This window comes from Nocardia spongicola, from assembly GCF_047200775.1.
Classification (GTDB): Bacteria; Actinomycetota; Actinomycetes; order Mycobacteriales; family Mycobacteriaceae; genus Nocardia.
Genome location: NZ_JBJZOO010000015.1, coordinates 1 through 25,438 on the forward strand (window position 1 = coordinate 1; position 25,438 = coordinate 25,438).

The window sequence follows — 25,438 nt, forward strand, 5'->3', positions numbered from 1 at the left end:
ACACCCGCACACCCGCACACCCGCACACCCGCACACCCGCACACCCGCACACCCGCACAGAAGTGCGTATCGGGTACCTGTAATCAGGTCAATCGTGACCAGCACACGAAATGCGGTAACCAAGGATCCGCGTACCGGCCGCGTAGATGGACGCCGGCATCGGTGACAGCATTACGGAGCAATACCAAGGATGCGGCGTGGTACACCAGGAGTGGACCCGAAGACATACGTTGGTTCACGGCAGTAGAACCCGCACGACTACGACAGGACCCCTCGATCCCATAGCAGAACGGGATCCTCGATACAACGGCTCCACCGTAGAGCTTCCGTTATGTCGAGGCCGACAGGTCGACTCCATCATGATGTTTCACGTGAATCATGGGCAGCCGGGTATGAACACACCATGCACAAGAGCATGAGTCAATGAGCTGACAGCCATCCACGACCGGACCTCACCTCTAGGCGTCGACCGAACTCGATGCGTATCCAGGTACAGATCGAACTACCGTCGAGGCGAACAATGCGGTGGCGAATATGACATGCGATCCGCCGCGTACCAACCGTTTGCCTCTTAGGCGAGGCACGCACAGCACTGGCGGAAATGTATCGCAACGCCGCACTCAGCGGTGAACACCTCTGCGTCTCTTGACTTCGCAACACTCGGTTCCTGAAGCGAAAGTGCCGACCGAATGCCACTGAGCGGACGGCAGGCGCGGACCGAGCCACCGCAACATACAAGATCCGAACGATGCCACTACACGATTGCGCGACTACTGAGATGAAAACCGTTCCGGCACCGGACTCCAACACACGGATCTCGCCCTTGACTCCCCAAGTACCTCGGCCGGGCTGCGAGCAACAGCAGCGAAATCAACCGCAACGGATCATCCGCGACAACCATGCGGTGTTCATGGAGGACTTGTGTGTGAAAGGACTCGTCCGCACCCGCAGGGCGAAGTCGATTCACGATGCCGGGGGGGCACGTTCACCCACATGGTGGAGAGAGAAAGCCCAGCGATACGGGCAGACCTTCCACAGGGTGAACCGCTGGTTCCCCTCCACACAGATGTGCTCAGTGTGCGACGCGTCGGGCGGCAAGAAACCGTTACACGTTCGGAATGGACGCACACGTGCGGAACGATCTACAACCGCGATCACAATGCGGCAGTCAACATCCTCGCGGCCGGACGGGCCGAGAGCTCAACACCTGTGGAACTGGCGTCAGCCTCGACTTCGATCGAGCAACCGATGATGAAGCAGGAACCCACTGGGAGTACGGCCTGGCCGCAGCAGACCGAAATCTCCTGCCCTCATGCGGGAGAGGACGTCAAGTGCGCTTCCGGTCCGCGTGCCTGGCTTGCTTACGCTCTGCCGGAGCAGAGCGAGCCGCTTTCGAGCCGCGCTCGGTACGCCGCCGTGAGGTTCGCTCAGCACGGGGGAGTCGCTCGGCACTGATCACCATCGTCGGGGTGGAAACCAGCCCGACACCACACTCGAGCACAAGCACGTTTCCAGCACCGATCTTCGCCAGCGCCGCCTCATCGCGCTGGAGTTCCTCCTTAGCGCTGGCGCCCTTGAGCGCGAGCATATGCCCGTGGTCACGGAGGAGGGGAATCGACCACTGCGCGAGCTTCTCGAGCGGGGCTACCGCGCGGGAGGTAACCACATCAGCCCCGCCGGCCTCCTTTATCACGCCCGACTGTTCCGCACGACCGCGCACAACGGTCACATCCAATCCGATTGATTCGAGGAACTCACTCAGAAAAATAGTGCGGCGCAGCAGTGGTTCGACCAAGGTGACTCGGAGGTCCGGCCGTGCGATCGCAAGCGGGATTCCGGGCAGCCCGGCGCCGCTGCCGATATCGACTACGGACGCACCCTCAGCAATCAACTCGGCAAGCACCGCACAGTTGAGGATATGACGATCCCAGAGTCGGGGCACCTCACGTGGACCGATCAGTCCGCGCTCCACTCCCGCAGTCGCGAGCGCCATACAATATCGCTGCGCGAGATCGAGTCGGCTGCCGAAAACAGTAGCCGCCACGGGTGGTTCCGTGGGCACCGCGGCGGTGCCGCCGAGATCTCGTTCCACGTGAAACATCCTTCCGAACTCGAGTCGACCAGGGAGCGCACAGCCGGGCTATGGACGAGAAGGGCCTCTGGTCATAGACCAGAGGCCCCTATCCAACCATCAGCTATCCGGGTCACGAAACATACTGGCCGCTTGGAAATATCCTCAGGCGGGAACGACTATGACATAACGATTCGGTTCAACGCCTTCGCTCTCGCTGGTGACACCATCCACAGCAGCTACCGCATCATGCACAATCTTGCGTTCGAATGGGGTCATCGGCGCCAATGATTCCTGCGCACCGGACTCCAGCACCCGCTGCGCCGCCGCCGTACCCAATTCGCTCAGCTCCGACCTCCGCTTGGCCCGCCAACCCGCTACATCCAGCATCAGCCGGCTTCGCACACCGGTCGCCTGCTGCACAGCCAGGCGAGTCAGCTCCTGCAATGCGTCGAGCACCTCGCCGTTACGACCCACGAGCTTCGTCAGATCGCGACCGCCGTCGATGCTCACTACAGCACGGTCACCTTCCACATCGAGATCGATGTCACCATCGAAATCGAGTACGTCGAGCAACTGCTCGAGATAGTCGCCGGCGATCTCGCCTTCTTCGATGAGGGCTTCCTCGACATCGTTCCCGACATCACCGGCGTCGGTATCGGCATTCACCATTGTGGTCGCCACTGTGGCGTCCCCTCCGTCGGTCTCAACAGTCATGTGATTTCCTTCATCTGCTCATCGCGCGCGCCGGACACTCCATACCGGCGGTATTCGCGATCAAAGGGTGTACTCAGCCATCGAGCCGGACCGGTTGGCCCATCGAACGTGTGATCAGCGCCTACGCTTCTGATTCGCTCTGCCTCGGTTACCTGGACGCTTCTGGCCGCCCGAACGGCGTTGACCCGTCGTCTGCTGCGTCGGCTTGGCGGTACCGTTCGCCGGCTTGGCGGTACCGTTCGTCGACGCCGCAGTGTCCTCATCCGGCGAAGCCGTAGCCGCTGGCTTCTTCTTCACATTCACCGGCTTGGCACCGGGCTTCGGCGCATTCTGCGCACGCTGCTCCAGCTTCGCCTGTTTCTTGGCTTCTTCTTCCTTCTCCATACGGCCGAAGACCAAGTGTTGCTGTCCGTAAGTCCAGATATTGTTGGCGACCCAGTACAGCAGGATGGCGATCGGCAAGAACGGACCACCGACGAGCACACCGAGCGGGAATACCCACAACGCGAGCTTGTTCATCAACGCGGCCTGCGGATTGGCCGCGGCTTCCGGTGACTGGCGGGCGACCGAAGCACGCGCGTTGAAGTGAGTCGCCAAGCCGGCAATAACCATCAGAGGGATCGCGACGAGCGCGATACTCATCCGGCTCGGCAGACCACCGAAATCGGCGAATGCCTGCAACTCTTGGGTCGGGGTGGTGATGAACGCCGAGATCGGGGCGCCGAAGATACGGGCACTCAGGAAGGACTGTACGTCGGCGGCGCTGAAGACATAGTTCGGGAGGCTTGCGTTCTGCTCCGGTGTCAAACCCAGCTGGCCGAATCCATGGCCGGTCCGGTTGAACGAACGCAGCACATGGAACAACCCGAGGAAAACCGGCACCTGGGCGAGAATCGGCAGGCAACCCATCAGCGGATTGAAGCCGTTTTCCTTCTGCAGCTTCTGCATCTCGAGCGCCATCTTCTGGCGGTCGTTCTTGTACTTCTTCTGCAGTTCCTTGATCTGTGGCTGCAGTTCCTGCATCTGTTTGGTGGTGCGCACCTGTTTGACGAACGGCTTGTAGAGCACCAAACGCAGCGTGAACACCAGGAACACCACGGCCAGTGCCCAGGTGAGACCATTGTCCGCGCCGAACGCGAACCCGAAGATCCGGTGCCAGAACCAAAGGATCCAGGACACCGGATAGTAGATGAAGTCGAGCACGGCTCTATGCACTCCCGTCGTTCGTGTCGCCGATCACCACGTACGGCGATCCCTTCCAAGCGTTCGGCTCCGATCGCGGTCCGGGTGGCTCGGTTCCTGTGACACCGCGTCGGTAGCTGCCTCGTCCGCCGGCTCGGTGCTCGGTACTCGCCGCTTCCGCTCCGGGACGGGGTCCCACCCCCCAGGGTGCCAGGGCGCGCATTTGGCCAAACGCACGACCGCCAGTACGAGCCCGACGAGCAGGCCTCTGGTACGTAGTGCGGTGACCGCGTACTCGCTACACGTCGGGGTGAATCGGCACACTGGCATACGAGTAGGGGAGACGTAGGTCCGATACAACTCGATCACAAAGATCAGTGCGTTAGCGGGCAGCTTGGTGATTGTCGCGGACATGCTCATGCGCTGCGGCCGCCTCCTGGCCTGACCGCTCATGACGGGGCCCCCGTTCGCTGGGCCGCTGTAATGGCGAGTTTCCTCAGGGCGCGGTGTAGCTGGTGTGACAAATCATCCGAGGACGCCGCTGCCGCGCCGGGTAATGCCCGGATCACGATATCGGCTTCCGGTGGCAGCTCGGTGACCGTCTGGGCGCAGATATGGCGCAGGCGGCGAGCGACGCGATGTCTGATCACCGCGTTGCCCACCGCCTTACTGACGATCAACCCGAAGCGCGGCCCGCCGGTGTGAACCAGCGCATCCTGGGGGATCCGCTGGTTTCGTCCGTTTGTACCCACGACTCCGTCATACTCGCGCACGAGCACGTGCACGACCAGATCACGCCTCCCGATTCGCTGGCCACGGCGCACCGTGCGGGAGAAGTCGGCACGATGATGCAACCGATACGGCTCAGGCAACACCCGAGCGTCCGAAGACGGAGATCATGCAGTGAGGGAAGCGCGGCCCTTACGGCGACGCGCCGAGACGATGGCGCGGCCCGCACGGGTCCGCATCCGAAGGCGGAAACCGTGAACCCGCGCCCGACGACGGTTGTTCGGCTGGAACGTCCGCTTGCCCTTGGCCACGGTCAACACTCCTCGAGTAGGTTGGGCGCCCGATAGCGCCCGAAGCTTGTTGGTGATACGTGTAGTGCGCGATGAATCCCAGGCCTGGTCATCATCGGCACGCGTCGGTCCTGGCGCACAGCGGGTCGATTACGACCCAAACGCGGTCAGCACAAGACCGCCACCGCACCAAGGGGTGACTGTACGAGGGTACTGACCAGCTCAGGACTGGTCAAATTCACCCTGCTCGCCACGCCGAACCACCGGGTCGGCCGTCCCAGCCCCGAATAGCCGAACAACCAGACTTCCAGGATTTCACGGCCACAACCGCCGTAGTCGTAGCCGTGAGTTCGTCCACACCCCGAGCCGCGGCACACCCTCATCACTACACCGTGTAGCTAGAAGATTGCTATAGAATCGCAGGTCGAAGCGGTTCGCTGTATCACGTACGCGCACTCCACCGTCCCTGGCTGTTCTCCACATCTGTGGATAATTGTGTGGAAAGACCCCTGGAGTGGCATATTCGTAGGGCCGACGGTGCCACGTCGCCGCCCGGAGGGGGATCTGGGCAGCGGCCGAACCGGTTACGGATGTACGCAGGATAACGGGACCGACCCGCATATGGTCGCACCTCATCGTCTCCTCGTGCCCCGGCCGTCGCTCCTATCGACACACTTCCGGGGAGGAAACCGCATGGAGGACGAGCAAAACGTATTGGCCACGGTGTGGCCCGATGTGGTCACCGAGTTGACCACCGGGTCGCCGGACGGTGCCATCCCCCCGGTGACCCGAGCGCAACAGGCATGGTTGAAACTGGTCAAGCCATTGACGGTCGCGCAAGGATTCGCCCTGCTCTCGGTGCCATCGTCGCTGGCACAGGAAGCCATCGAACGTGATCTGCGTGAACCCATCCTCCGCTCACTTTCCCGGCGGCTCGGCCCCCAGGTAGAGGGACTCGGCGTCCGCATCGCCGCGCCGACCACACCGACTACCGACCGGCCGAATACCACTCCCAAACATGCCCGGATGACCAGTAGGCATGAGCGCACACGAGATCAGGGCCGGGGTGCGGCCACCTACCCCGGCGACGATTTTCCCGGCCGCGACGCCTACCCGGCACCCCGCTACGCACAACCCACCGGCTTCACTCATGGCTCGTCGTACGGTGACGGCCCGGACTACTCCGAACCCGGATACTCCGAGCCGGACTATTCCGAAGCCGGATACGGGCAAGGGTTCGCACCACCGGAGAATTACCGCAGGCCGGAGTACGGTCATGAGTACTCCGCGCATGGCGAGTACACCAACGCCGCTGAACCGTCCGGCGCGCCTGTCCCCGACTCCGCACCGCGGCGCGAACACGGACTCCCACCGCGCCGGGACTCGGCTATCCCACCGGGGCAGGAGTCCCTGTTCAATCCCGAACCCGAACCCGAACCCGACACGATGCGTGGTCCGGTCCGTACCGCGGTGCGTGAAGCCGCTCAGGAAGAACCGCGCCCGGCTCCCGAACCGGTCCGGGAGCACTCCAGGGACGATCATGCCGACGAACCCGTGGTGAACGTCCGCAACTCCTGGCCCACCTACTTCACCAATTCTCCGGAGCCGCAGGCACCCTCCACCTCGGCCAGCCTGAACGCGAAGTACACGTTCGAGACCTTCGTCATCGGCGCGTCCAACCGTTTCGCGCACGCCGCGGCGGTCGCTATCGCCGAAGCCCCCGCGCGCGCCTACAATCCCCTGTTCGTCTGGGGTGCTTCCGGCCTCGGCAAGACCCACCTGTTGCACGCGGCAGGCCATTACGCACAGCGCCTCTTCCCTGGGATGCGGGTCAAGTACGTCTCGACCGAAGAGTTCACCAACGACTTCATCAACAGCCTGCGCGATGACAGGAAGGTCGCGTTCAAACGTCGCTACCGCGAAACAGACATCCTGCTGGTCGACGACATCCAGTTCATCGAAGGCAAAGAAGGCATCCAGGAAGAGTTCTTCCACACCTTCAACACCTTGCATAACGCGAACAAGCAGATCGTGGTCTCCTCCGATCGTCCGCCGAAGCAATTGGCCACCCTGGAGGAGCGGCTACGCACGCGGTTCGAATGGGGATTGATCACCGACGTTCAACCGCCCGAGCTGGAGACACGGATCGCTATCCTGCGCAAAAAGGCGCGGATGGACCGGCTCGATGTACCGCACGACGTGCTGGAGTTGATCGCCAGCCGGGTCGAACGGAACATCCGCGAACTGGAGGGCGCGTTGATCCGGGTGACCGCGTTCGCTTCATTGAACGGTCAGCCGCTGGATTTGTCACTGGCCGAGGTCGTGCTACGCGATCTGATGCCGGATACCGCGACGCTGGAGATCAACGCGGCGACCATCATGGCCGTCACCGCGGAGTACTTCAACACCACCCTCGAAGAACTCACAGGTCCTGGCAAGGCACGGCCGTTGGCCCAGGCCAGGCAGATAGCCATGTATCTGTGTCGTGAGCTGACCGATCTATCGCTGCCGAAGATCGGTCAGGCATTCGGTCGCGATCACACCACAGTGATGTACGCGGAGAAGAAGGTGCGCAAGGAGATGACCGAGCGCCGCCGCGTCTACGACCAGGTACAAGAACTCACAGCCCGAATCAAACAGCGCTCCCGCTGAGCGCTATACCCAGACGAGCACCGCCCCTGACCTGGGGCGGTGCTTTTTTCAGCTTGTGGATTCCTCGAGGAATTCTTGTGGACTCCTCGAGGAATCCACCGGATTGTCCACTGATCTGTGCACAGACGAGCGAAAGCATCCCCACCTGTCCATGCACAGGTCGAATTCAACAGTTTCCCCAGGCTTCCTCCGCGGTGGTTGTGCACACCTGTTGACCAGCAGAGTGTCCGAATCTGGTCTTGTGGAGTCCTCGAGGAGTCCTTGTGGAGTCCTCGAGGACTCCTCGAGTTGTCCACGATTTCGCGCACAGTGGGGACAACTGAGGGGTATCTGGTGGAACAACTCGAGGAGTCCTCGAGGATGAAACGGGGACAACCGTGGCACCTCCACAGGCGTCCCCTGTTCATCCTCGAGACACCCCCCGGTCATCCCCACGGCACCGTGCCTGCTGACCAGCAGATTCCGCTGTAGTCCACAGAATCCACAGCACCTACTACTACTTCAGTTCTTTTCATTGAAGATCTCTCTTCAAAACAGAGTGTGTGGAAAGTCGATCTCGCTCCGAGCGATGAGCATCGCCCGGTTTCGGAAGAGCAAGCTTCGAGGAACTGAGGAACTTCCGAGTAGCTCTTCCGAAAGGCAGAGACAGCGCCGCGGTACCTGCTAGCTTCGGATGCCGATCGAGCAGTGCCACAGTGGGCCTGCGGATCGGCTGCTCTCCTCCGGCACCCGACAGCACGCTCATGGGTATCGCCGGAGGGTCGGGCTAGGCGCACAGCACAGCCACGAGTACGGTTTGATGTCAGTTGTGTGTGCCAAACTGCGGAGGCAGCCGATTCCGTAGGACCCTTTCGAGAACCGGCACTGACGAGCCGACAACAGATCACGGAACGGGAGAGGACAGATCGGGCGATGGAGCTTGAAAGCATGAAGTTTCGGGTCGCCCGAGAGGATTTCGCCGAATCCGTCGCCTGGGTCGCCCGCAGTCTTCCTTCGCGCCCGCCGGTTCCGGTACTCGGTGGCGTGCTCTTGGTCGCCGATGAAAGCGGTCTCACCGTCTCCGGCTTCGACTACGAGGTTTCCGCGCAGGTCCGAGTCGCGGCGGAAGTCGCAGGGCCGGGACGGGTGCTCGTTTCCGGGCGCCTGCTGGCCGATATCACCAAGGCGTTGTCCAATAAGCCTGTCGATGTCTCTGTCGACGGCACCCGGGTACTGATCACCTGCGGTAGCGCGAAATTCTCCTTGCCGACCATGCCGGTCGAGGACTATCCCCAGTTGCCAGAAGTACCACAGCAGACCGGTGAGCTGAGTCCGGATGTCTTCGCGGAGGCGGTGGGACAGGTCGCTGTCGCCGCGGGCCGCGACGATACGTTGCCGATGCTCACCGGTATCCGGGTGGAGATCGAGGGCGCGCAGGTAGTCCTCGCGGCGACCGACCGGTTCCGACTCGCGGTACGGCACATCGAGTGGCGGCCCACGCTCGCGGACATCGAGACTTCGGTGCTCATCCCGGCCAGGACGCTGTCGGAGGCCGCCAAGACGCTCGGTCCTTCCGATGCTCCCGTCCAGTTGTCGCTGGGGACCGGCACGGGATCGGATGGGCTGCTCGGCATCGTCAACGCGGGACGCCGGACCACCACTCGCCTGCTCGACGCGGAATTCCCCAAGTTCCGCCAGTTGCTCCCCAAGGAACATACGTCGATCGCCACGCTTGCTGTCGCAGCACTGACCGACGCCATCAAACGTGTGGCTCTGGTCGCCGAACGGGGCGCCCAAGTGCGGCTGGAGTTCTCCTCGGACGGCTTACTGCTGTCCGCGGGCGGTGATGACGCTGGACGTGCCGAGGAATGGCTGGAGGCCGATTTCCGCGGTGAGGCGCTCACGATCGCGTTCAATCCTGGCTATCTCCTCGACGGCCTGTCCGCTCTGCATTCCGACCGGGTCACTTTCGGTTTCACCACGCCGAGCAGGCCCGCGGTGCTGTTGCCCGCTACCGAGGAAGAGCCCCAGATGCTCGACTCCGGGGCATTCGCAGCGCTGTCCAGCCCATACATCTATCTGTTGATGCCGGTTCGGCTCCCGGGCTGACCTGCTGTGCGTGGTCGGGTACCGGGTGGATCCGTACTGTCCGATCCGGTCGGGAGAATTGGTTGTCCCGGTAGCGAATCGGTTGTGCGGCCGGGAAATACGGTCGCACGTCAACGAGCCGTGCACTCTATCCACAGGTGTTCCACAGAAGTGCGGTGGGCATCGCGATCCTCGGTATTCGTAGCAAGCGTGTGCCCACCAGCGGAAAAGGGCGCTTCGGTCCAGGTAGAGGCACGATAGCGGATGTTCATCCGGGCGCTGTCGCTGCGCGACTTCCGTTCCTGGGAGCATGCGGAACTGGAATTATCCCCAGGCCGAACTGTCTTCTTGGGATCAAATGGGAACGGTAAGACCAATCTGCTGGAAGCCATCGGCTATCTGGCCACCCTCGGTTCGCATCGCGTTGCCACGGAAGCTCCGCTGATCCGGACCGGAACCGAGCGCGCCCGAATCGGCGCCACAGTAGTCAACACCGGGCGTGAGCTACGCGTTGATGTCGAGCTGAACCAGGCCAGCGCCAACCGAGCACAGATCAATCGTTCGCCGGTTCGTCGGCCGAGAGAAATCCTCGGCATTATTCGAACCGTGCTGTTCGCGCCGGAGGATCTCGCGTTGGTGCGTGGCGACCCCGGGGAGCGCCGCCGTTTCCTCGACGAGTTGTGCACAGCCCGGTTACCCAGGTTGGCAGCGGTCCGCAGCGATTATGACCGGGTCCTGCGCCAGCGTTCGGCGCTGTTGAAGACCGCTGGTAGACAATCTCGGTCCAGAGCGGATCTGAGCACCCTCGATGTGTGGGACGGACATCTAGCCACACATGCCGCTGTGCTGCTGACACAACGACTGCGCTTGGTACACGAGCTGGCTCCACATCTCGCCCAGTCCTACGCCGCACTGGCCCCGGAATCGCGCCCTGCCTCGATCGCCTATCGCAGTACCGCGCTGCCGCCGGAATTACTTGATCCGGCCAGACCACCACGCCCGGACGATACCGAAACACTCGAGGCGATTATGCTGCGCGAGCTTGCCGCGGCGCGACCGAAGGAACTGGAGCGCGGGGTATGTCTGGTCGGCCCACACCGTGACGAGTTGGAGCTGGTACTCGGGAACTCGCCGGCGAAGGGGTTCGCCAGTCATGGTGAGTCGTGGTCGTTCGCGCTGGCTCTTCGGCTGGCCGCATTCGAACTGTTGCGTGCCACCGGCACCGAACCGGTGCTGCTCCTCGACGACGTCTTCGCCGAACTCGACCGCAGGCGCCGCGCTGCCCTTGCCGCCGTCGCAGCAGGGGCGGAGCAGGTGCTGATCACTGCCGCTGTACCCGAAGACGTGCCCGGCGAACTCGCCGCCGCACCGCTTCGTGTCGAGACCACCAGCGGGCCCGATGGTGGTCTCTCGTTCCTCCTCGCCGAGAGTTCGGATGCCGCGCCGGAAACCCTCCGTGGTTACGGCACCGGTCCGCCCACATCCAGGACGTCATAGTGATGTCGGCACCGTAGTATCCGTGAGGTGCGCGATACCGACTCATACCCGTACCGCTAGCAGTCGGATGCGATCTGTGTGTCCTCCGTGCTCCGTACCGGTCCACTACAGTGGCCATTCGTCGGGAACTCCGCTGGTGCGCTCAATAGCTGAACGCAGTGTCCTCACAACCTGTGGAAAACTCGACCGGCTGGCTGCGGGCATCCAGGAGAAATGACCATAGCAACACTATGGCAAATGAATATTTCGTATGTTCTTCTGGCTAAATAAGCTTGCTGGAAGCAGTATTTACTGCTCGTATCAGAATTCTCCGGACGGAGTTCCGCTGATATGACAACTTGTGGCAAACCCTGGGGATAACATGATCGAACTGGGGAAAACGAGCGTGTGTGAAAGGAGAGGGGTGGCGCAGGAGCAGCCCCTGGGGCCGGCATCCGCCGAATCCGCGGGACCGGATGTCGAACTTCGCGGGATCGATCTGGCTCGCCGAGCATTGGAGGAGGCGCGCGCCGCGGCACGAGCCAGTGGCAAGGCTGTCGGGCAAGGTCGTTCCTCGCCGCAACGCAGGCCGCGGGCCGGTGTTCGTAGGCGCGCTGGATGGTCCGGCGCTCGCCCGGACGATCGCGATCCCCAACTGTTGTCCGCATTGGCCGGTTCTATCGCCAAGAGTCGTGGCTGGTCGAGCAAAGTAGCCGAGGGCATGGTGTTCGGCCGCTGGGCCGGTGTTGTGGGGGAGGACATCGCGGCGCACGCCACACCGGTCACGCTGACCAATGGTGTGTTGAGTATCGCTGCCGAATCGACCGCGTGGGCCACCCAGCTGCGGATGCTGCAGAGCCAGATCCTGGCGAAGATCCATACCGCCGTCGGTCACGGTGTGGTGACATCCCTGAAGATCTCCGGGCCCGCCGCGCCGAGCTGGCGCAAGGGTGAGCGGCATATCAAGGGTCGCGGACCGCGGGATACCTATGGATAACCGGAATCGACCACTGTCATGCCCCGCTCCGTCGAATGCCTCGCTCAGCCCACGCCTGATGGATTAAAAACAGCGAAAGGCGCAACCGAGTCATAGGAGTCCGATTTCTCGCATTCACGGAGCCGTCAGGGGTGTCATAGGTGCATCGTAAGTTGGGGGTACCAGTAGGATGGTGACGTAACTAGCGGCGATACCTTCGGCGCGTTCGCACAGTCCGCGCGGACCCTCATTCTCGAGCAGACATGATCAGGGCCTCTCACGTGCGCTGTCCGATCGCGTATGCCGGGATCAGCAAGTAAGGAGAGCTACCGACCAGTGGCTGCCAACGACTCCAACGCATCGGGTTCGACCAGGGCAACCGGGAAGCAGGACTACGGTGCCTCCTCCATTACGGTTCTCGAGGGGCTCGAGGCGGTCCGCAAGCGCCCGGGTATGTACATCGGTTCCACCGGTGAGCGTGGTCTGCACCACCTGATCTGGGAAGTTGTCGACAACTCTGTCGATGAGGCGATGGCCGGATACGCGACCAAGGTCGAGGTCACGCTCTTGGCCGATGGCGGTGTCGAAGTGGTCGACGACGGCCGAGGGATCCCGGTGGCGCTGCACGCCCAGGGAGTCCCCACCATCGAAGTGGTCATGACCCAGCTGCACGCGGGCGGCAAATTCGACTCGGATTCCTACGCGGTATCCGGTGGTTTGCACGGCGTCGGCATCTCGGTGGTCAACGCGTTGTCCAGCCGCCTGGAGGCGGAGATCGACCGGGACGGCTATCACTGGAGCCAGACCTACAAAGACGCCACTCCGGGGAAGCTGGTTCAGGGGGAACCGACCAAGAAGAGCGGTACCACCATCCGCTTCTGGGCGGACCCGGAGATTTTCGAGACCACCACCTACAACTTCGAGACGGTGGCGCGCAGGCTGCAAGAGATGGCGTTTCTGAACAAGGGACTGACCATCAAGCTCACCGATGAGCGGGTCACCGATTCCGACGTCACCGACGAGGTGGTGAGCGAAACCGCCGAGGCGCCCAAGCACGCGGAGCAGGACGGTGCTCCCGCTGAGCAGAAGGTGAAGACCAGGACCTACCACTACCCGGGTGGTCTGGAGGACTTCGTCCGTCATATCAACCGGACCAAACAGTCGATCCACAACTCGGTCGTCGGGTTCACCGGTAAGGGCACCGGTCATGAGCTCGAGGTCGCGATGCAGTGGAACTCGGGCTACTCCGAGTCGGTGCACACCTTCGCCAACACCATCAATACCCATGAGGGCGGCACACATGAAGAGGGGTTCCGCGCGGCCTTGACCACGGTGGTCAACCGCTACGCGAAGGACAAGAAGCTCCTCAAGGAGAAGGACGGCAACCTCACCGGTGACGATATCCGCGAAGGGTTGGCTGCCATCGTGAGCGTCAAGGTCGGCGAGCCGCAGTTCGAAGGTCAGACCAAGACCAAACTCGGTAACACCGAGGTGAAATCATTCGTGCAGCGCACCTGCAACGAGCACCTCACGCACTGGTTCGAGGCCAATCCGGCCGATGCGAAGACCATTGTGAACAAGGCGGTGTCCTCGGCGCAGGCTCGCCTCGCCGCGCGTAAGGCGCGTGAACTGGTGCGCCGTAAGTCCGCCACCGACCTGGGTGGCCTGCCAGGCAAACTGGCCGACTGCCGGTCCAAAGATCCGCACAAGTCCGAGATCTACATCGTCGAGGGCGACTCGGCGGGCGGTTCGGCCAAGTCCGGCCGCGACTCGATGTATCAGGCGATCCTGCCCATCCGCGGCAAGATCATCAACGTCGAGAAGGCGCGGATCGACAGGGTTCTCAAGAATAATGAGGTCCAGTCGATCATCACCGCATTCGGCACCGGTATCCACGACGAGTTCGACCTCAGCAAGCTGCGGTATCACAAGATCGTGCTGATGGCCGACGCCGATGTCGACGGCCAGCACATCTCGACGTTGCTGCTCACGCTGCTGTTCCGGTTCATGCGCCCGCTGGTCGAGCACGGCCACGTGTATCTGGCGCAACCGCCGCTGTACAAGCTCAAGTGGCAGCGCAGCGATCCGGAATTCGCCTACTCCGACCGGGAGCGCGACGGTCTGTTGGAGGCGGGCCTCGCTGCGGGTAAGAAGATCAACAAGGACGACGGTGTGCAGCGCTACAAGGGTCTTGGCGAGATGAACCCCAAGGAGCTGTGGGAAACCACCATGGACCCGTCGGTGCGGCTATTGCGTCAAGTGACATTGGACGACGCGGCCGCCGCCGACGAGCTGTTCAGTGTTCTGATGGGCGAAGACGTCGAGGCGCGCCGCAGCTTCATCACCCGCAACGCGAAGGATGTTCGCTTCCTCGATCTGTGAGTCCGCGTGTACGGCAGGCGAACCCACGATCAGCACGGATTTTCCCCACAGGAGGCGGCGTGAGACATCATCGCGAAGCGCTTATGACGCCGACGGGGTGCGGGAACACCCGCAGGAAACAGGAGACCTCATGACCGACACCACCCTGCCCCCGACCGACGGTGAACGCATCGAACCGGTCGACATCCAGCAGGAGATGCAGAACAGCTATATCGATTACGCGATGAGCGTGATCGTCGGCCGTGCGCTGCCCGATGTGCGCGACGGCCTGAAGCCGGTGCACCGGCGCATCCTCTACGCCATGTACGACAACGGGTATCGGCCCGACCGCGGTTATGTGAAATCCGCGCGCCCGGTCGCCGAGACCATGGGTAACTACCATCCCCATGGCGACGTGGCGATCTACGACACTCTGGTGCGTATGGCGCAGCCGTGGTCGTTGCGCTACCCGCTGATCGACCCGCAGGGCAACTTCGGCTCGCGCGGCAACGACGGCCCGGCCGCCATGCGGTACACCGAGTGCCGTCTGACCCCCCTCGCGATGGAGATGCTGCGCGAGATCGACCACGACACGGTCGATTTCGTGCCGAACTACGACGGTCGCTCGAAGGAACCGGTGGTTCTGCCGTCCCGGGTGCCGAACTTGCTGATCAACGGTTCGGGCGGGATCGCGGTCGGTATGGCGACCAATATGCCGCCGCATAATCTCAACGAGGTCGCCGAGGCGATCTATTGGGCGCTGGACAATCACGATGCCGACGAGGAAGCCACCCTCACCGCGTGCATGGAGCGGATCAAAGGCCCGGACTTCCCGACCAACGGCCTGATCGTCGGCAGCCAGGGCATCCAGGACGCCTATGCCACCGGCCGTGGCGCCATCCGGATGCGTGGTGTGGTCGAGATCGAGGAGGACAACAAGGGCCGTACCACGCTCGTCATCACCGAGCTGCCCTATCAGGTCAACCCGGACAACTTGATCTCCTCGATCGCGGAGCAGGTGCGCGACGGCAAGATCGCGGGGATCTCCGATATCCACGACGAGTCCTCCGACCGCGCCGGTCTGCGCATTGTGGTCACCGTCAAGCGTGATGCCGTGGCCAAGGTGGTGCTGAACAATCTCTACAAGCACACCCAGCTGCAGACCAGCTTCGGCGCGAACATGCTTTCCATCGTCGACGGGGTGCCACGCACCTTGCGGCTGGACCAGATAATCCGCCACTACGTCAATCATCAGCTCGATGTGATCGTGCGCCGGACCAAGTACCTGCTGCGTAAGGCCGAGGAACGGGCACATATCCTGCGCGGTCTGGTCAAGGCGTTGGACGCGCTGGACGAGGTCATCGCGTTGATCCGCCGTTCGGCCAATACCGAGACCGCACGCACCGGGCTCATGCAGTTGCTCGATATCGATGAGATCCAGGCGACCGCGATCTTGGATATGCAGCTGCGGCGCCTTTCGGCGTTGGAGCGGCAGAAGATCGTCGACGAGCTGGCCAAGATCGAGCTCGAAATCGCCGATCTCAAGGATATTTTGGCGAAGCCGGAGCGGCAGCGCGCGATCGTCCGCGACGAACTGCGCGAGATCGTCGACAAGTACGGCGACGAGCGGCGCACCAAGATCATCGCGGCCGATGGAGATGTGGCCGACGAGGATCTGATCGCCAGGGAGGACGTGGTCGTCACGATCACCGAGACCGGTTACGCCAAGCGCACAAGGACCGACCTCTACCGCAGTCAGAAACGCGGCGGCAAGGGTGTGCAGGGCGCGGGTCTCAAGCAGGACGACATCGTCAAGCATTTCTTCATCACATCCACACACGATTGGCTGCTGTTCTTCACGAACAAGGGCCGGGTCTACCGTGCCAAGGCTTATGAACTGCCCGAGGCCAATCGCACCGCACGCGGGCAGCATGTGGCCAATCTGCTGGCTTTCCAACCGGATGAGAAGATCGCGCAGATCATCCGGATCAGGTCCTATGAGGATGCCCCGTACCTGGTGCTCGCCACCAAGAACGGCCTGGTGAAGAAGTCGAAGCTGTCGGACTTCGATTCCAACCGCAGCGGCGGTATCGTCGCGGTGAACTTGCGCGATGAGGACGAGTTGGTCGGCGCGGTGCTCTGCTCGTCCGACGATGATCTGCTGCTGGTATCGGCACTCGGCCAGTCGATTCGCTTCTCGGCCACCGATGAGGCGTTGCGTCCGATGGGGCGGGCGACCTCCGGCGTGCAGGGCATGCGGTTCAACGACAGCGATGAACTGTTGTCGCTCAATGTGGTTCGTGACGGTACGTATCTGCTGGTCGCGACCTCCGGTGGCTATGCGAAACGTACCGCGATCGAGGAGTACACAGCCCAGGGGCGCGGCGGTAAAGGCGTATTGACCATCCAGTTCGACGTGAAACGTGGCACTCTGGTCGGGGCGCTCATCGTCGACGATGATGATGAGCTGTATGCGATCACCTCTGGAGGCGGTGTCATCCGGACGGCGGCGAAGCAGGTTCGTAAAGCTGGACGGCAAACCAAGGGCGTGCGATTGATGAACCTCGCGGATGGCGATACGTTGCTTGCGATCGCGCGTAATGCCGACGAGCCTGATCTTGATCAAGTCGCCGGTGACAGCGATTCCGGTTCCTCCTAGCAGTAACCCGACATCGGCGGCAACGAACGGATCTGAGGATTCCCATTGACCACTCCGAATCAGCCGAGTGACGAGCGGCACCAGACGAACGGTGTGACCGAGCGGATCGCACCGTCACCGATCCCGCCACGGCCGATTCCACGGCCGAACGCCGCAGCCGAGTCCGGTCATTCCGGTGGCAGGCCGAGCGCCCCCCATGGGTCCTCGGGTGCGTCCCGGCCTGCTGATCAGCCGGAGACCGAGCAACCGCATGAGGTCCGTGATCAGCAGGCGGGTGCTGCGGCGAAGCAGGGCACACCTGATAAGCCGTCCGGTGCGGGCGAGCGGGAAGAGTTCGACCAGAAAACGGTGCGAATGAACTCCAAGGCCGAGCAGACCCCGTCCCCGGATACGGATAAGCAGGCCAAGGGTAGTACCGATAGCGCAAGGCAATCTCCGTATCAGGACGGGTGGTCGCAGCTTCCCCAGCGGGAGCCGCAGTCCAATCTGTACCGTCCCGGCCAGGCTCCGGTCACCGGCCGCCCGAACTCGTCCGGGGGGCTCGGCGGCGGCGTGTCCAACGCGCGTACCACCGCGGACCTGGCGGCCAAGGCGGCACGCAAAGAAGCGGCGATGGTGAAGTCCGTCGGCATCGACGGGCCGACGCGGAGCATCGCGCGGCCGGAGCTGGTCAAGGACATGCCAGACCTGTCCGAGATCCGCCACCCGCTCCCACCGACCGAGCGCACGGCCACCCAGCAGGCACCGGCCGCCTCGCCCGCTATGCCGGTCTCGGTCGCCGCGGCCGGGTCCGGTGAACCGTTGCGGGCCACTGTGCAGATTCGCCGCATCGATCCGTGGTCGACTCTGAAGATCTCGTTGGTGATCAGCATCGCGATGTTCTTCGTATGGATGATGGCGGTCGGCCTGCTGTACATCGTGCTAGAGGGCATGGGTGTATGGGAGCGGTTGAACAACACGTTCACCGATATGGTGTCCCAGGAAACCGGCTCGGTGGGGCTGATCGATGCCGGTACCGTATTCGGCTACGCGGGAGTGATCGGCCTGATCAATGTCGTGCTGTTCACCGCGCTCGGCACTGTCGGCACTTTCATCTACAACCAGTGCTGCGATCTCGTCGGAGGCATCCAGGTCACCCTGGCCGACCCCGACTGATCTCTAGACCGCGCCGAACGGCTGGGTGTCCGCTGCCGACAGCGGACACCCAGCCGTTCTCGGTTTCGGTGGCAATGAGTTCAGAGTCATCCGACCTGCCCGGCTGCTGGACCACAGTGCTTATCGAGCGGAACATCAGGTGTTCTACCTGCGGTTTTGGTCTACACGCTGTGTGTCGGGTAATCTTTGTGCTCGGCTCAGGGACCATGGTCCGAGAGCCACACGGGCCTATAGCTCAGGCGGTTAGAGCGCTTCGCTGATAACGAAGAGGTCGGAGGTTCAAGTCCTCCTAGGCCCACTCCCTCGATGCCAGTTCGCTGGCTGCATTCATTATCTTGGACTACGGTTCCTGTAGCTCTTTCTGTAACCCGCGAGTTCCTGTTTCCGCTGTTTCTAGAACCGTAAAATCATTGCCATGCTGGTGGTTCCGGCTCTGTTGGTGATTTCGGAGCCGACGACATCGGTGAAGCCGAGGCGGGTGTAGAGGCGGCGGGCGGGGTTTTCGAGGCGGACGCTGAGGCTGATGGCGGGGTATCGGGATCGCACGTCGGCGATGAGTCGAGTCAGTAGGGCGGTGCCGAGCCCGGTGCCGCGGGCGTCTGGTACCACGGCGATCACGAGTTCCGGGGTGTTGTCGTCGATGTAGCCGTAACCGGGTCTCTCGCTGGTGAGTAGTCGGATCCAGGTGGCGCCCTGCGGGGCGGTCGCGGTGCTGCCGATAATGCCGAAGTCGTCCCCAGTGCCCCAGCCATCGATATAACAGGACAGGTCTGGGCGGCTCCGGAGGGCTTCGGGCGAAGTCAGGCCTTGTTCAGCCGCATACGAAGCCTCGTACAACATTGCCAAGAGGAATGGTTCATCGGCGCGGGTAGCAAGACGTAGCAGCGGGGGTGTCATAGCTGTCGACAGTAGCGGCGACCCGAAGTGCTCCACGTCCTATTTCGCAGGCACTGAGGTTTCACCGATCAGCGAGCCTTCGCATGTGCGCCGATACCGATGCCGACTACCGCACCGCGGTCAGATATCGCGGGCGCCCCCATAGCTCGATGAGCTCTTCGGGAATCTCCGCGACCGACCGGCCGTAGGCGGTGGACAATTCGACAGGTGTGTGGGTTCGCACCGACCAGCCGTTATCGGTCAACCATTGGATCGGATCTGCCCGCTCGTCGTCGTAGAACAGATCAGACGGGTCCACATCGTCGAACGGGTTCGTATCGAAGTACTTCGACGTGACAGCCATCATGCGATTGAAATCGGCTTTCGTCACAGAATTCTCCACACCGAGCCTGCTGCCGGATCCGGAGAGCTGATGGATCCGCTCGAACAAAGCATCCTGCGCGGCGCCGGGAAGGTAGGGCAGCAGCCCTTCTGCCGACCATACGGCGGGTTGACCGGTATCGAAGCCTGCCGCGAGGAGGGCAGCGGGCCAGTCGTCGCGCAAGTCCACCGCGACTACTCGCCGATCCGCCTTCGGCTGCGCATGATGCTCGGTGAGCACCCGTTGTTTGAACTCCAGCACCTTCGGCTGGTCGATCTCGAATACGGTGGTTCCCGCAGGCCAGTCGAGGCGATACGCTCGCGCATCCAGCCCTGAAGCCACGATCACCGCCTGCCGCACTCCGCTCGCTGTGGCCGAGAGGAAGAACTCATCGAAGAATCTCGTCCGATAACCCATGAATCCGGGAAGAAACGGGGTATCGGTGAACGGCGTGGGGTCGGCCAACACTTCGATGTAGCGTGGCTCGCCCGCGGCCTCGACGAACAGTGCCGCGTAATCGTCTTGGATCAGTGGGTCGGGAAGATTTGTCTCCAACGCTCGGAACGCCGCGACTATCAACGCGGTGCGTCCGACGCTGCTGACGATATCCCACACGTCTCCATCAGTTCGCATAGCTGAATACCTACCGATCTTGTTGACAGACCTGGGCATAACAGCCGACTACACAGGACGGCGAGCGGTGCCACGCACTCGACGGAATCGCTCCGAGTTATCCGAGTTACTCACCCGCACCAAGTCGGAATCGCCCAACTGATCGCGATTCTACGACGACTCGGGACTTACTGGGGATGATGGCATCCATGTAGCAACGCGATATTGCGGTGACGGGTACGTATTGCGCGTTCATCGGCCCGACTGGGTGGGTGTCTCATGCCGGAGATGCCCGGTGGAGAGCGAAGTGATTCGGGGGCGGTATCGCGTCCGTGGTATCAGTCGGTGTCACCGCTGGTGAACGGTGGCACCGACTGTCGTATTCAGCTGTGGAGCCTAGGGGAATCGAACCCCTAACCCCTGCCTTGCAAAGGCAGTGCTCTGCCAATTGAGCTAAGGCCCCGTCGCCGCTTGTCACGGCCACGCGTAAAGATGCCGAGGAAACGTTACCTTCTTGCCGCGGGCACGGTCAAAACGACAGTATGCGGGTGTACTGTCACGAACAGGTACGTGTTCTAGTCATACCTGTCTTGGTGGTCGGTGCGTACCGAGATCTCATCCACATCGAGAGCTTCCAGGTTTTGAGATCTTCCAGGTTTCGACGTCGCACAGGCATCTGGCGATCGGGATTCGGGCGATGAGGCTGTGCCGCTCGGCAGGGACATCTATCGTGGTGACAGCGGTGCCGATCCAGTTGTTCGATGTGACGCCGGTTGCTCGACGAGAGGACCCGCATGTCTCGATATCTGTTCGCCCTTGGTTACTTGGTTATGCGTCGGCGTTGGCAGGTGCTGGCGGTATGGCTGGTGCTACTTGCCTGTGCGATCGGGTTCTCTGTGATCACCGGTGGCAAGACCACCGATAACTTCACCATCCCCAATACCGAGTCGCAGGATGCCGTCTCGCTGTTGAAGGAGCGGATGCCTGCGTATAGCGGCGCGCAGATGCAAGTGGTATTCGATACCCCCGGCATGAACAAGGTGACCGATCAGCAGCCCAGTGCGCAGGTCGAGCAGGTCATGACCGGTTTACGGGGATTGTCGCAGGTTTCCATGGTGGTCGACCCGTTCGAGGCAAAAGCGATCTCACCTGATCAGCAGGTCGCATTGGGGACCGTGATGTTCTCGGTGCCTGCCGGTGAGGTCACCGACGATACTTTGGACCAGGTCGACCGCATTGCCGATCCGGCCAGGGACGCGGGTCTCACGGTGGAGTTCTCCGGGGCGGTATATCCCGGATTCAACCCGGATGTGTCCGAAATGCCGGAGGTGATCGGCATCATCGCGGCCTTCATCATCCTGATGATCACTTTCGGAGCCGTCGTCGCGGCGGGCTTGCCCATCGTGACGGCGGTGATCGGCGTGGCTATCGGATTGACCGGGCTCCTCGGGGTGGCCGCCTTCGTCGATGTGCCCACGGCGGCGACCTCGCTGGCATTGATGCTGGGGCTGTCGTGTGGGATCGACTACGCGCTGTTCATTCTGTCCCGGCATCGGCACAACATCGTTGTCGGGTTGCCCGCGGAACAGTCGATACCGTTGGCGGTCGGTACCGCGGGGAGTTCGGTGGTGTTCGCCGGGGTGACTGTGATCATCGCGCTGTGCGGCTTATCGGTCGCGGGTATCCCGTTTTTGACGGTCATGGGGTTGACGGCGGCGGGTGCGGTGTTGGTGGCGATGCTGGTCGCCCTCACACTGCTGCCCGCGCTCCTCGGATTCGCCGGTGACACCGTCGCACGCTTTATCTCGCCGCCACTGCACCCTGGGCGCCCGGAGGAGGTGGCACGGATCGCGGCCTATGAACCGGAACGTACGGTGGGCCACTCCTGGGGCCGGTTCGTCACGCGATTCCGGGTGCCGCTGCTCGTGCTCGGAATCGCAGTGCTGGTTGTCTTGGCGATACCGGCTACCAGGCTTCATCTCGGGTTGCCCAGTGGAGCGTCGCAACCGGAGTCGAGCACGGCTCGCAAGGCTTATGACTTGGTCAGTAACTCATTCGGCCCTGGATTCAATGGGCCGCTGCTTGTGGTGACCGACCTGTCCGGGGCAACCGATCCTGGTGCGGCGCAGACGGTAATGGATCGGTTGCGAGCCGAACCGGATGTCGCGGCGGTCCAGCCGGCGGGCAGCGGTAACGACTTGCTGCTCATCCAGGTCATCCCGAAGACCGGTCCGGACGAAACAGCGACGTCGGAGCTGGTCACCAGGTTGCGCGACGACCGCGACACCATCGAAGCGGATACCGGAGCCAGGTATCTGATCGGCGGTAGTACCGCGGCGAACATCGATACCTCCAACCGGTTGGCCGATGCGCTGCCGGTCTTCCTCGTGGTCGTGATCGGTTTGGCGTTGCTGCTTCTGACGGTCGCCTTCCGCACGATACTGGTGCCCTTGTCGTCGATCGTCGGGTTCATCCTGTCGGTCTTCGCCGCACTCGGTGCCCAGGTCGCTGTCTTCCAGTGGGGGTGGGGTGTGGAATTTTTCGGTGGGATCAAATCGCAGACGCTGAGCTTCCTTCCGATCGTGATTCTCGCGATCATCTTCGGGCTCTCCAGCGACTACCAGATCTTCGTGGTGTCCAGGATCAAGGAGGAGTACAGCCGTACCGGCGATGCGATCGGAGCGGTGCAAGACGGGGTGGCGCATTCCGCTCGGGTAGTGAGTGCCGCGGCATTGATCATGTTCTCGGTCTTCGTGGCCTTCAGCTGGGTCGACAATCCGGTCGTGAAACCTTTGGCTTTTACGCTGGCGATCGGTGTCTTGCTCGATGCTTTTGTCGTCCGGCTCACTCTGGTGCCTGCTGTGATGGCCTTGGCCGGGAGTCGTATGTGGTATCACTCGCGCTGGTTCGGGCGTTATGTTCCGGATCTCGACATCGAGGGTGCTGAACTGGAGCGCCGGTTCACGGCGAATACCGCACGCGGTGGCGCTGATTGAGGTCGCGGACAGCTCGCATGCGTGAGCGGAACGGATATCTCGTGGTAGCGGGGCGAAGGAAGGACACAGGAAGTGCTGCGTCGACAGCACAGGGATGAGCGCTGCCGAGCTGATCGCCGTCCAGAGCAGTAGGGTGAGTGCCATGAGGATTTTATTCATGGTCGGTGTTGCGGCTCTGGTTCTTTTCGGCATCTCCAAGCTGCGTCAGCGCGGTGATGCCGGCACGTGGCATGAGGTCACCACGCGCTGATTCCGTGTGATCCAACGGGTGCATGACCCGATGGTGGGTACGCAGTTCGAGCCATGCGGGCGCACGCAGGGTGAAAGCGTACGGCTCGAACTGCTCCGTTGGACAGGGTGACCGGGGTGTTCATCCATTCCTGTTGTGTCCAATTGGACGCAGTCCGTTCCGTCGCTATTGCGGAAATAGCGTGTCGTGATCAGCGGAAATTCGTCGACGTGCCAGACTTGGCCGGCAAAGTAACGTACTCCTCACCCTGGGAGACCGTCCATGACGAACTCTGTTGCGCCCCTCGATCTACCCGAGCCGCTGGTCGTTACTTTAGGTAATCTGAAAGGCGGCGTCGGTAAGACGACCTCGGCATTCTTCTTGGCCAGCTATTTTGCTTCGGAGCACGGATTACGAGTTCTGGTAATCGATGCCGACCCGCTCAGTCAGACCGGATACTCCTGGTACCGGCGGCTGATCAAGGGGGAAATCGAAGTGCCGTTCGAGTTGGTTGCTTTCCCTTCCCGGCACGTCAACGATTGCATCGCCGATAAAGCTGCCGATTTCGATGTCATTATCGTGGATGCCGGTGGTGAGTCGGCCGAAATATTCAAAGCGGCCATTCCCGAGAGCAATGAACTCGTGTTGTTGACCAGTGTGAGTCCGTCCGAAGTCAAACGTGTGCCGAGTACATTCCGGGCCGCAGAAGAGGCAGTAGTCGGTGCCGGCCGTGAAGTCCGGGTTCGGGTCCTGTTGACCAAAGTGCCGGTAATCGTCAAGAACGGTAGGAATATCTCGACCGAGTATCGGACGCAACGAGAGCATCTGGAGAGTGCTGGATATGAGGTTTTCGAATCCTATCTGAGTGCCTGGAAATGGTATAGGGAAGCCGCCGATGGGGAGGTCGGTGAAGGTGCGGAGAATCCGTTCGAAGATTTGGCGGAGTATCGACGGGTGGGCGATGAATTAGTGAGTTCTTACCGGGCATTGGTGGAGGTTCCGGCCTGATGCCTCCGCAACGTAGGAAGAACTCGATCGGCAGCAGTAATCCCCTGATGGACGGTGCCGAACATACGCCACCGGTTTCGCCGTTACGTAACGCGGAATGGCGTAGACAGCATATCGGCAGGATGGTGGTGGATGGTGCTGCCACGGCGCTGGTTCCGGCCGCGGACCAGCAGATCTTGGCCATGCCGGTGCCTGAGGTGGGGGAGGGGCTGTTGAGCGACCGGGAGCGGGCCCAGTTGACGGTGTGCGAGACATCGATCGACACCCTGCGCATTGCCTTCTGGGCTGCCGGGCGGGCACTGCAGATTGTGCGGGACGGACGGCTGTACCGGGATACCTACGAGACGTTCGACGAGTATGTGGAACAGCGGTGGGACATGCAGCGGTCGTACGCGCACAAGCTCATTCGCGCGTGGCCGCTCGCTGCTCGATTGCATCCGGTAGCGCCTACCGTCAACGAGGGGCAAGTACGTGAATTGCTGCCGGTAGCAGCCGAATACGGGGAAGAAGCCGCGATCACCGTGTATACCACTGTGGCAGGCTGTGCCGGGGTGAAGGTCACCGCGGCCAGGCTGAGGCAAGCGGTCGCACTCCTGCCCGACCATTTCGACGAAGCCGTGGTGGTGGAACGGCTGCAGGCATGGCTGCGAGGAGAATTGCCGGATACATCCGATGGTCAGGCTTCGAACATGTTCACCGCCATGGAATCACGACTCGCCGCGTTGACCCGGCGAGTCGTCAAGAGGTCGAACGACGACCCGGTCGCGGCGCGCGAATTCGCGGCGAAGCTCCGGACGATAGCGGAGCAGATCGAGGAGCAGATCACTGTCTGACTTCAATTACTGCCCCGCCCCGCTGCGGATGGACCACCGGGAGACGTTTCGGGCAGGATTCGGAGCTTCGACGTGGCACTGCTGTGCTCCGAAATATATCGGCAGTTACCACTTCGTTATCCTATTGCGGTGTGTCGGACTTTACCTCGGGCGCTCGATATCGAAAG

The 25,438-nt window shown here is 62.1% G+C and carries 19 protein-coding genes and 2 tRNA genes; 12 read left to right on the plus strand and 9 right to left on the minus strand.

Annotated elements, in window-relative coordinates:
* The first annotated feature begins 910 nt into the window (after nucleotides 1-910).
* Nucleotides 911-1,252 (plus strand): zinc ribbon domain-containing protein, encoded by a 342-nt coding sequence (locus ACL02S_RS24415; protein WP_503129069.1) that lies wholly within the window; start codon nucleotides 911-913, stop codon nucleotides 1,250-1,252.
* 75 nt (nucleotides 1,253-1,327) lie between these two features.
* On the opposite strand, the gene rsmG is transcribed toward ACL02S_RS24415, so the two are convergent.
* From rsmG to rpmH, 6 genes are all read right to left on the minus strand, one after another.
* Complete coding sequence (rsmG, locus tag ACL02S_RS20160; protein ID WP_412804021.1) at nucleotides 1,328-2,101, minus strand: 16S rRNA (guanine(527)-N(7))-methyltransferase RsmG; 774 nt, start codon at nucleotides 2,099-2,101, stop codon at nucleotides 1,328-1,330.
* 135 nt (nucleotides 2,102-2,236) lie between these two features.
* Entirely contained in the window at nucleotides 2,237-2,743 is a 507-nt protein-coding gene (locus tag ACL02S_RS20165; RefSeq protein WP_412804095.1) for a Jag family protein, read from the minus strand.
* Nucleotides 2,744-2,902: 159 nt separating this feature from the next.
* A complete protein-coding gene (gene yidC / locus ACL02S_RS20170) occupies nucleotides 2,903-3,991 on the minus strand; it encodes a membrane protein insertase YidC (RefSeq protein ID WP_412804022.1) in 1,089 nt (362 codons plus the stop codon).
* Nucleotides 3,992-4,024: 33 nt separating this feature from the next.
* Nucleotides 4,025-4,423, minus strand: a complete 399-nt coding sequence (gene yidD / locus ACL02S_RS20175; RefSeq protein ID WP_412804023.1) for a membrane protein insertion efficiency factor YidD — start codon at nucleotides 4,421-4,423, stop codon at nucleotides 4,025-4,027.
* Nucleotides 4,420-4,845, minus strand: coding sequence for a ribonuclease P protein component (gene rnpA / locus ACL02S_RS20180; protein WP_412804024.1), 426 nt, complete (start codon nucleotides 4,843-4,845; stop codon nucleotides 4,420-4,422). Before rnpA ends, yidD begins: the two co-directional genes overlap by 4 nt.
* A 21-nt stretch (nucleotides 4,846-4,866) precedes the next feature.
* The gene (rpmH, locus tag ACL02S_RS20185) at nucleotides 4,867-5,010 is read right to left on the minus strand and encodes a 50S ribosomal protein L34 (RefSeq protein ID WP_006550910.1); all 144 of its coding nucleotides are present in this window, start codon (nucleotides 5,008-5,010) and stop codon (nucleotides 4,867-4,869) included.
* Nucleotides 5,011-5,682: 672 nt separating this feature from the next.
* On the opposite strand from rpmH, the gene dnaA reads away from it, so the two are divergent.
* From dnaA to ACL02S_RS20225, 8 genes are all read left to right on the plus strand, one after another.
* The gene (dnaA, locus tag ACL02S_RS20190) at nucleotides 5,683-7,641 is read left to right on the plus strand and encodes a chromosomal replication initiator protein DnaA (protein ID WP_412804025.1); all 1,959 of its coding nucleotides are present in this window, start codon (nucleotides 5,683-5,685) and stop codon (nucleotides 7,639-7,641) included.
* A gap of 912 nt (nucleotides 7,642-8,553) precedes the next feature.
* The gene (dnaN, locus tag ACL02S_RS20195; protein WP_412804026.1) at nucleotides 8,554-9,729 is read left to right on the plus strand and encodes a DNA polymerase III subunit beta; all 1,176 of its coding nucleotides are present in this window, start codon (nucleotides 8,554-8,556) and stop codon (nucleotides 9,727-9,729) included.
* A gap of 243 nt (nucleotides 9,730-9,972) precedes the next feature.
* Nucleotides 9,973-11,205 carry a DNA replication/repair protein RecF gene (gene recF, locus ACL02S_RS20200; protein ID WP_412804027.1) on the plus strand — a complete coding sequence of 411 codons (1,233 nt, stop codon included), beginning with the start codon at nucleotides 9,973-9,975 and terminating at the stop codon, nucleotides 11,203-11,205.
* 403 nt (nucleotides 11,206-11,608) lie between these two features.
* The gene (locus tag ACL02S_RS20205) at nucleotides 11,609-12,181 is read left to right on the plus strand and encodes a DUF721 family protein (RefSeq protein WP_412804028.1); all 573 of its coding nucleotides are present in this window, start codon (nucleotides 11,609-11,611) and stop codon (nucleotides 12,179-12,181) included.
* Nucleotides 12,182-12,496: 315 nt separating this feature from the next.
* Nucleotides 12,497-14,542, plus strand: coding sequence for a DNA topoisomerase (ATP-hydrolyzing) subunit B (gyrB, locus tag ACL02S_RS20210; protein WP_412804029.1), 2,046 nt, complete (start codon nucleotides 12,497-12,499; stop codon nucleotides 14,540-14,542).
* Nucleotides 14,543-14,672: 130 nt separating this feature from the next.
* Complete coding sequence (gene gyrA / locus ACL02S_RS20215) at nucleotides 14,673-17,180, plus strand: DNA gyrase subunit A (RefSeq protein ID WP_412804030.1); 2,508 nt, start codon at nucleotides 14,673-14,675, stop codon at nucleotides 17,178-17,180.
* Between the two features lie 45 nt (nucleotides 17,181-17,225).
* Nucleotides 17,226-18,335 carry a DUF3566 domain-containing protein gene (locus ACL02S_RS20220; RefSeq protein WP_412804031.1) on the plus strand — a complete coding sequence of 370 codons (1,110 nt, stop codon included), beginning with the start codon at nucleotides 17,226-17,228 and terminating at the stop codon, nucleotides 18,333-18,335.
* A gap of 224 nt (nucleotides 18,336-18,559) precedes the next feature.
* Nucleotides 18,560-18,633: transfer RNA gene (locus ACL02S_RS20225), tRNA-Ile, on the plus strand.
* Between the two features lie 95 nt (nucleotides 18,634-18,728).
* Here ACL02S_RS20225 and ACL02S_RS20230 read toward each other — a convergent pair.
* From ACL02S_RS20230 to ACL02S_RS20240, 3 genes are all read right to left on the minus strand, one after another.
* A complete protein-coding gene (locus ACL02S_RS20230; protein WP_412804032.1) occupies nucleotides 18,729-19,232 on the minus strand; it encodes a GNAT family N-acetyltransferase in 504 nt (167 codons plus the stop codon).
* A gap of 106 nt (nucleotides 19,233-19,338) precedes the next feature.
* Nucleotides 19,339-20,226, minus strand: coding sequence for a class I SAM-dependent methyltransferase (locus ACL02S_RS20235; RefSeq protein ID WP_412804033.1), 888 nt, complete (start codon nucleotides 20,224-20,226; stop codon nucleotides 19,339-19,341).
* A gap of 369 nt (nucleotides 20,227-20,595) precedes the next feature.
* Nucleotides 20,596-20,668, minus strand: a tRNA-Ala gene (locus ACL02S_RS20240).
* A gap of 331 nt (nucleotides 20,669-20,999) precedes the next feature.
* Here ACL02S_RS20240 and ACL02S_RS20245 point away from each other — a divergent pair.
* The 3 genes from ACL02S_RS20245 (at nucleotide 21,000) to ACL02S_RS20255 (ending at nucleotide 25,271) form a co-directional block, all read left to right on the plus strand.
* Nucleotides 21,000-23,201 carry an MMPL family transporter gene (locus ACL02S_RS20245; protein WP_412804034.1) on the plus strand — a complete coding sequence of 734 codons (2,202 nt, stop codon included), beginning with the start codon at nucleotides 21,000-21,002 and terminating at the stop codon, nucleotides 23,199-23,201.
* Nucleotides 23,202-23,712: 511 nt separating this feature from the next.
* Entirely contained in the window at nucleotides 23,713-24,438 is a 726-nt protein-coding gene (locus ACL02S_RS20250; protein ID WP_412804035.1) for a ParA family protein, read from the plus strand.
* Nucleotides 24,438-25,271 carry a hypothetical protein gene (locus tag ACL02S_RS20255; RefSeq protein WP_412804036.1) on the plus strand — a complete coding sequence of 278 codons (834 nt, stop codon included), beginning with the start codon at nucleotides 24,438-24,440 and terminating at the stop codon, nucleotides 25,269-25,271. Before ACL02S_RS20250 ends, ACL02S_RS20255 begins: the two co-directional genes overlap by 1 nt.
* Nucleotides 25,272-25,438: the final 167 nt, after the last annotated feature.

What these genes read in the sequence shown, in the direction of transcription:
- ACL02S_RS20230 (WP_412804032.1), bottom strand. Translation starts at nt 19,232, where the DNA reads ATGACACCCCCGCTGCTACGTCTTGCTACCCGCGCCGATGAACCATTC.
- ACL02S_RS20245 (WP_412804034.1), top strand. Translation starts at nt 21,000, where the DNA reads ATGTCTCGATATCTGTTCGCCCTTGGTTACTTGGTTATGCGTCGGCGT.
- rsmG (WP_412804021.1), bottom strand. Translation starts at nt 2,101, where the DNA reads ATGTTTCACGTGGAACGAGATCTCGGCGGCACCGCCGCGGTGCCCACG.
- dnaA (WP_412804025.1), top strand. Translation starts at nt 5,683, where the DNA reads ATGGAGGACGAGCAAAACGTATTGGCCACGGTGTGGCCCGATGTGGTC.
- ACL02S_RS20165 (WP_412804095.1), bottom strand. Translation starts at nt 2,743, where the DNA reads ATGGTGAATGCCGATACCGACGCCGGTGATGTCGGGAACGATGTCGAG.
- gyrA (WP_412804030.1), top strand. Translation starts at nt 14,673, where the DNA reads ATGACCGACACCACCCTGCCCCCGACCGACGGTGAACGCATCGAACCG.
- ACL02S_RS20235 (WP_412804033.1), bottom strand. Translation starts at nt 20,226, where the DNA reads ATGCGAACTGATGGAGACGTGTGGGATATCGTCAGCAGCGTCGGACGC.
- yidD (WP_412804023.1), bottom strand. Translation starts at nt 4,423, where the DNA reads ATGAGCGGTCAGGCCAGGAGGCGGCCGCAGCGCATGAGCATGTCCGCG.
- dnaN (WP_412804026.1), top strand. Translation starts at nt 8,554, where the DNA reads ATGGAGCTTGAAAGCATGAAGTTTCGGGTCGCCCGAGAGGATTTCGCC.
- ACL02S_RS20250 (WP_412804035.1), top strand. Translation starts at nt 23,713, where the DNA reads ATGACGAACTCTGTTGCGCCCCTCGATCTACCCGAGCCGCTGGTCGTT.
- recF (WP_412804027.1), top strand. Translation starts at nt 9,973, where the DNA reads ATGTTCATCCGGGCGCTGTCGCTGCGCGACTTCCGTTCCTGGGAGCAT.
- ACL02S_RS24415 (WP_503129069.1), top strand. Translation starts at nt 911, where the DNA reads ATGGAGGACTTGTGTGTGAAAGGACTCGTCCGCACCCGCAGGGCGAAG.
- ACL02S_RS20255 (WP_412804036.1), top strand. Translation starts at nt 24,438, where the DNA reads ATGCCTCCGCAACGTAGGAAGAACTCGATCGGCAGCAGTAATCCCCTG.